Origin of the sequence: Nocardiopsis sp. TNDT3 (assembly GCF_003427465.1) — a bacterium.
In the GTDB taxonomy this organism is placed as follows: domain Bacteria; phylum Actinomycetota; class Actinomycetes; order Streptosporangiales; family Streptosporangiaceae; genus Nocardiopsis; species Nocardiopsis dassonvillei.
Genome location: NZ_QPFC01000973.1, coordinates 1 through 5,453, shown reverse-complemented (window position 1 = coordinate 5,453; position 5,453 = coordinate 1). Strand labels below are relative to the sequence as shown.

Here is a 5,453-nt window from a genome sequence, read left to right as displayed (position 1 = left end):
GGCGCCGGGGCTCGTCCCCGTAGTCGGCCACGGCGTAGTGCTGGGTGGCGCGGTTGTCCCACACGGCCACGTCCCCCTCGCGCCAGCTCCACCGGACGGTGTTCTCGGCCCGGGTGACGCGCTGCTGGAGCAGGTCGAACAGGTGGTGGAAGTCCTTGCTGCTCAGGCCGGTGAAGTGCTGGGCGAAGTGGCCGAGGAACAGGACCCGTTCGCCCGTCTCGGGGTGGACGCGCACCACGGGGTGCTCGGTCTTGAAGAGGGTGGAGACGAAGGCCTCCCGGTACTTCCTGAGGTCGCCGGTGGGCTCGCGTTCGGGGGCGACCGCCGCGTAGTCGTAGTCGTTGGTGTGGACCGCGCGCAGGCCGTCGGCGAGGTCCTTGAGCGGCTGGGGCAGGTCCTGGTAGGCCGTGGCCGTGTTGGCCCAGACGGTGTCGCCGCCCCGCGGGGGCAGGTGGACGGCGCGCAGGACGCTGGCCTGCGGCGGGCGGTCGACGAAGGTGACGTCGGTGTGCCAGCTGTTGGCCTTGCCCCGCTCGGAGTCGATCGGCAGGACGTGGTGGTCGCCGCCGAAGGCCGCGCCCGTGGTGGGGTGCGGGGTGGTGAGCGGGCCGAGCAGGGCGGCGAAGCCCGCCTGGGTCTCGTCGGTCAGGTGCCGCTGGTCGCGGAAGAAGACCACCTTGTGGGCGAGCAGGGCCGCCCGGATCGAGGCGACGGTGGCCCCGTCCAGGTCGGGGCCCAGGCGCACGCCGGAGATCTCGGCGCCGATGCGTCCGGCGACGGGGCGAAGGGACAGGTCCGTGGTGGTGGTCACGGCAGGGCTCCTCATGGGGCGGGAAGGCGCGGCGGTCACCTCACGCGTCCGGTCGCGGGCCGTTCGCGGCGAGTGACACGAAGGTAGGACCGGCCGAACCCTAAAGTCAACTAAGTTGGTAGGAATAATATGGTTTCGTGGCGCACGCCACCGGACACCCTCTGCGGCCACCCCTGGAGCCGCGCGGGATCCGGGAGCCGCCCCGGGCGGGCGCCGAAAAATCCTCGGAAACACCCGGCGATCTACTTGGCCACTATTCCTACCAACATGGTAGATTTACCTCCATCGCCAGCACGGCGCCCGATCCGGCGCCCGCGGCGGACCGATCCGAGCCCTCCGTCCGGAGCCGGACACCGCGCCGACCTCCACCGCCCCGCGTATCCCTCCCCACCGGAAGGCCCACATGCGCACTCTCGTCCTCCTCGCCATCGCGGGATTCTTCGCCCAGCTCGTCGACGGCAGTCTCGGCATGGCCTACGGCGTCACCTCCACCACCCTGCTCCTGCTCTTCGGCACCAACCCGGCCGCGGCCTCGGCCACGGTCCACCTCGCCGAGATCGGCACCACGCTGGCCTCGGGCGTCTCGCACTGGAAGCTGGGCAACGTCGACTGGAAGGTCGTCCGGCGCATCGCCCTGCCCGGCGCGATCGGCTCGTTCGCCGGGGCGACCTTCCTGAGCTGGCTGTCCACCGAGGCCGCCGCGCCGATCATGTCCGGCATCCTGCTCGCGCTCGGCCTCTACATCCTCATCCGCTTCACCGCGTGGGGCACGCCGACCCGGAACCTGGACAAGCCCCTGCGCAGGCGCTTCCTGACCCCGCTCGGCCTGGTGGGCGGGTTCGTCGACGCCACCGGAGGCGGCGGCTGGGGCCCGGTCGGCACCCCCGCCCTGCTGGCCAGCGGGCGCATGGAGCCGCGCAAGGTCGTCGGCACCATCGACACCAGCGAGTTCATCGTCGCCCTCGCCGCCAGCCTCGGCTTCCTCGTCGGTCTGGGCGCGGCCGGGATCAACGTCGGCTGGGTGCTCGCGCTGCTGATCAGCGGCATCATCGCGGCGCCGATCGCCGCCTGGATCGTGCGCTACATCCCGCCCCGCATCCTCGGTTCGCTGGTCGGCGGGCTGATCGTGCTGACCAACACCCGGACGCTGCTCGGCACCGAGTGGCTGACCCTTCCCCCGGCGGCCCAGACGGCCGTCTACGTGCTCGTGTGGGCGGCGTGGATCGGCGCCGTGGTCTGGTCGCTGCGCGCCCACCTCGTCGAGCGCCGCACCGCCCCCGCGGTCCCGGAGGAGAGCGCGGAGCCGACCGCGCCGAGCGCCGCCGAGCCGGAGAGGCAGCGCTCCTCCGACACCGCCTCCTGAGGGGAGTCCCGGCGTCGGGCCCGGGCGGCGGGCAGGTCAGTCCAGCTCCCGGGCCAGCAGCGGGATCCGGCCGCCCGCCAGCACCGCCTCGGCCTGCGCCGGGGAGAGCTGGTGGTCCAGCCGGTACTCCTCGTCCCTCGTCGTGTTGCGCGCGGTCAGCTCCGAGCCGGAGGTCAGGGCCTCCTCCAGGCCGTCCAGGACGAGGACGTCGCCGGAGCCGACGCGGTCGTAGTCGCCGGGTTCGGTGAACCGCAGGGCCAGCACACCGAAGTTGGCGAGGTTCTGCCAGTGGATGCGGGCGAAGGACTTGGCGATCACCGCCCGCAGGCCCAGGTAGCGGGGGGTGATCGCCGCGTGCTCGCGGGAGGAGCCCTGCCCGTAGTTCTCCCCTCCGACCACGATGTGGCCCCTCTCGCGGCCCGCCTCCCTCGCCCGGCGGGGGTAGTCCTCGTCGATACGGGTGAAGGTGAACTCGGCGAGCCGGGGCACGTTCGAGCGGAAGGGCAGCGCGCGGGCGCCCGCCGGGGAGATCTCGTCGGTGGAGACGTCGTCGCCGACCTTGAGCAGCACCGGCGCCTCGATCCGGTCGGGCAGGGGCGGGAAGTCCGGCAGCGCGGAGATGTTGGGCCCCTTGACGAGTTCGACCCGCGCGGCCTCCTCCGGCGGCAGCGGCGGGACCAGCATCGCGGTGTTGACCGCCGCCCGCTCCGGCGGACGCAGGTCGGGATGGTCCAGGCCCAGCTCCCTCGCCAGGTCGCGCGGGTCGGTGATGACTCCGGTGAGCGCGGAGGCGGCGGCCGTCTCCGGGGAGCACAGCCACACCGCGTCCTCCACCGTGCCCGAGCGGCCGGGGAAGTTGCGCGGGAAGGTGCGCAGCGAGTTGCGGCCGACGGCGGGCGCCTGGCCCATGCCGATGCAGCCCAGGCATCCGGCCTGGTGGATGCGGGCCCCGGCCTGGATGAGGTCGAGGGTCGCTCCCGTGCGGGTCAGGTCGGAGAGGATCTGGCGTGAGGACGGGTTGACGTCGAAGCTGACCGCGCTGTCGGTCTGGCGGCCCCTGACCATGGCGGCGGCGACCGCGTAGTCGCGCAGTCCCGGATTGGCGGAGGAGCCGATGACGACCTGGCTGACGTCGGTGCCCGCCACCTCGCGGACCGGGACGACGTCGCCGGGCGAGGAGGGCCGGGCGATGAGCGGCTCCACCCCGGACAGGTCGATCTCGTCGGTCACGTCGTAGTCGGCGTCGTCGTCGGGCAGCAGCTCGGTGAAGTCGTCCTCACGGCCCTCGGCGCGCAGGAAGTCGCGCACCGCGCCGTCGGAGGGGAAGACCGTGGTGGTGGCGCCCAGCTCGGCGCCCATGTTCGCGATGACGTGGCGGTCCATGGCGGTGAGCGCGGCGACTCCGGGACCGTGGTACTCGATGATCCGGTTGAGCCCGCCCTTGACCCCGTGCCGCCGCAGCATCTCCAGGATGACGTCCTTGGCCGAGGTCCACGGGGGCAGCTCGCCGGTCAGGCGCACGCCCCAGATCAGCGGTGCCCGGACGCGCAGCGGGCGCCCGGCGATGGCCATGGCCACCTCCAGGCCGCCGACGCCGACCGCCAGCATGCCCAGCGATCCGGCGGCGCAGGTGTGGGAGTCCGAGCCGACCATCGTCGCGCCGGGCACCCCGAAGCGCTGCATGTGCGTGGGGTGGGAGACGCCGTTGCCGGGCTTGGAGTACCACAGGCCGTACCGGCGCGCCGCGGAGTGCAGGAACGCGTGGTCCTCCGCGTTCTTCTCGTCGGTCTGGAGCAGGTTGTGGTCCACGTACTGCACGCTGACCCGGGCCCGGGTGCGGTCCAGGCCGAGGGCCTCCAGCTCCTGCATGACCAGGGTGCCGGTGGCGTCCTGGGTGAGGGTCTGGTCGACGGAGAGCCCGATGACCTCGCCGGGCGCCATCTCCCCCTCGACCAGGTGCGCGTCGATCAGCTTGCGCGCGACTCCGCGTCCCATGGCGTTCTCCCCTCGTCCGCCTCTCCCCGCTCCTGACCGCACGGGCGCGCGGCAAACGGGGGCGCCGCCGGTTCGGCGCACGGCGGTCCGGGGCGAGGCGGCCCGGCCCCGGACTCCGCGAGGATCCTCCGATGAGGGGGTTGTCACACGGGGGTGTGGTTCCTACCATGGTGCCCGTTCATCGAATCGATTCGACGGATCCGCGCGGCGGGCTGTCGAAGCGCTTCGACAAAGGTGTGCGGGGGGAGGGAGGCCGCGATGGTGACCATCAAGGACGTCGCCGCGGCGGCGGGCGTGGCCCCGAGCACGGTGTCCTACGTGCTCAGCGGCTCCCGCCGCGTCTCCGAACGGACCCGGTCCGCGGTGCGGACGGCCATCGACGAACTGGGCTACCACCCCAACGCGGGTGCGCGCTCCCTGCGCAGCGCCCGCACCCGCGTGATCGCGCTGGCCCTGCCGCTGGCCTCGCCCGGCTACCTGCCGGTCGGCGGGCGGTTCATGTACGGGCTGAGCCGCGCCGCCGGGGAGCTGGGCTACGACCTGCTGCTCCTGACCGTGCGCGACGACGACGCCGGGGCGTACGGGCTGGAGCGCGCCGCGCGCAGCAGGCTCGCCGACGTCGCGGTGATCATGGGCGTGGAGATGGAGGACCCCCGCATCGGCGCGATGGACGCGCTGGGGTTCCCCGTGGTGGTCCTCGGCCGCCCCTCCGACGAGGACGCCGCGCCCTGGGCCGACCTCGACTGGGAGGAGGCCGCGGTCGCCTCGCTGCGCCTGCTGCACGGGACCGGGCACCGCGACCTGTGCTTCGTGTCGACGGTGGAGGAGGACATCGCCTCGGGTCGCAGCTACTCCGTGCGCGGTCTGCGCGGGGCCGAACGCGCCGCCGCCGAACTCGGCGTCCCCGTGCGCGTCCTGCCCTCGGCGAAGGACCCCGCCGAGCTGTACCGGCGGCTGGACGCGCTCCTCGACGGGGAGCGCCCGCCCACCGCGCTCGCCCTCCAGCACCCCGCCGCCGTGCCCGGGGTCCTGCGCCACCTCGCCGCGCGCGGCACCGACGTGCCCGGGGACGTCTCCCTGGTGGCCATCGGCAGCTTCCCCGAGGACCTCGCGGGACTGGACGTGACCCGGGTCGAGCTGCCCGTCGAGCGGATGTCGGCCGCCGTGACCCGGCTGGCCGCCGAGGCCGCGCGCGGCAGCCCGCCGCTCCCGGGAGGACGGCGCGAACTCATCCCGCCCGAGATCACCCCCGGGGGGACGGTAGCCGCTCCCCCGCCCTGACCC

Annotated in this window: 4 protein-coding genes; 2 read left to right on the top strand and 2 right to left on the bottom strand. The window is 73.6% G+C overall.

Annotated elements, in window-relative coordinates; all coding sequences use genetic code 11:
• On the bottom strand, positions 1-826 hold an 826-nt coding region (locus DQW06_RS22470), incomplete at its 3' end, for a TauD/TfdA family dioxygenase (RefSeq protein ID WP_157983563.1).
• A 388-nt stretch (positions 827-1,214) separates the two neighbouring features.
• On the opposite strand from DQW06_RS22470, the gene DQW06_RS22465 reads away from it, so the two are divergent.
• Entirely contained in the window at positions 1,215-2,174 is a 960-nt protein-coding gene (locus DQW06_RS22465; RefSeq protein WP_013155923.1) for a sulfite exporter TauE/SafE family protein, read from the top strand.
• 36 nt (positions 2,175-2,210) lie between these two features.
• Here the strand turns inward: DQW06_RS22465 and DQW06_RS22460 are convergent, their stop codons facing one another.
• A complete protein-coding gene (locus DQW06_RS22460) occupies positions 2,211-4,169 on the bottom strand; it encodes an aconitate hydratase (protein ID WP_013155922.1) in 1,959 nt (652 codons plus the stop codon).
• Positions 4,170-4,427: 258 nt separating this feature from the next.
• Between DQW06_RS22460 and DQW06_RS22455 the strand changes: the two genes are divergently transcribed.
• Positions 4,428-5,450: a LacI family DNA-binding transcriptional regulator gene (locus tag DQW06_RS22455; RefSeq protein WP_117199255.1), complete on the top strand. Its 1,023-nt coding sequence runs from the start codon at positions 4,428-4,430 to the stop codon at positions 5,448-5,450.
• Positions 5,451-5,453 lie beyond the last annotated feature (3 nt).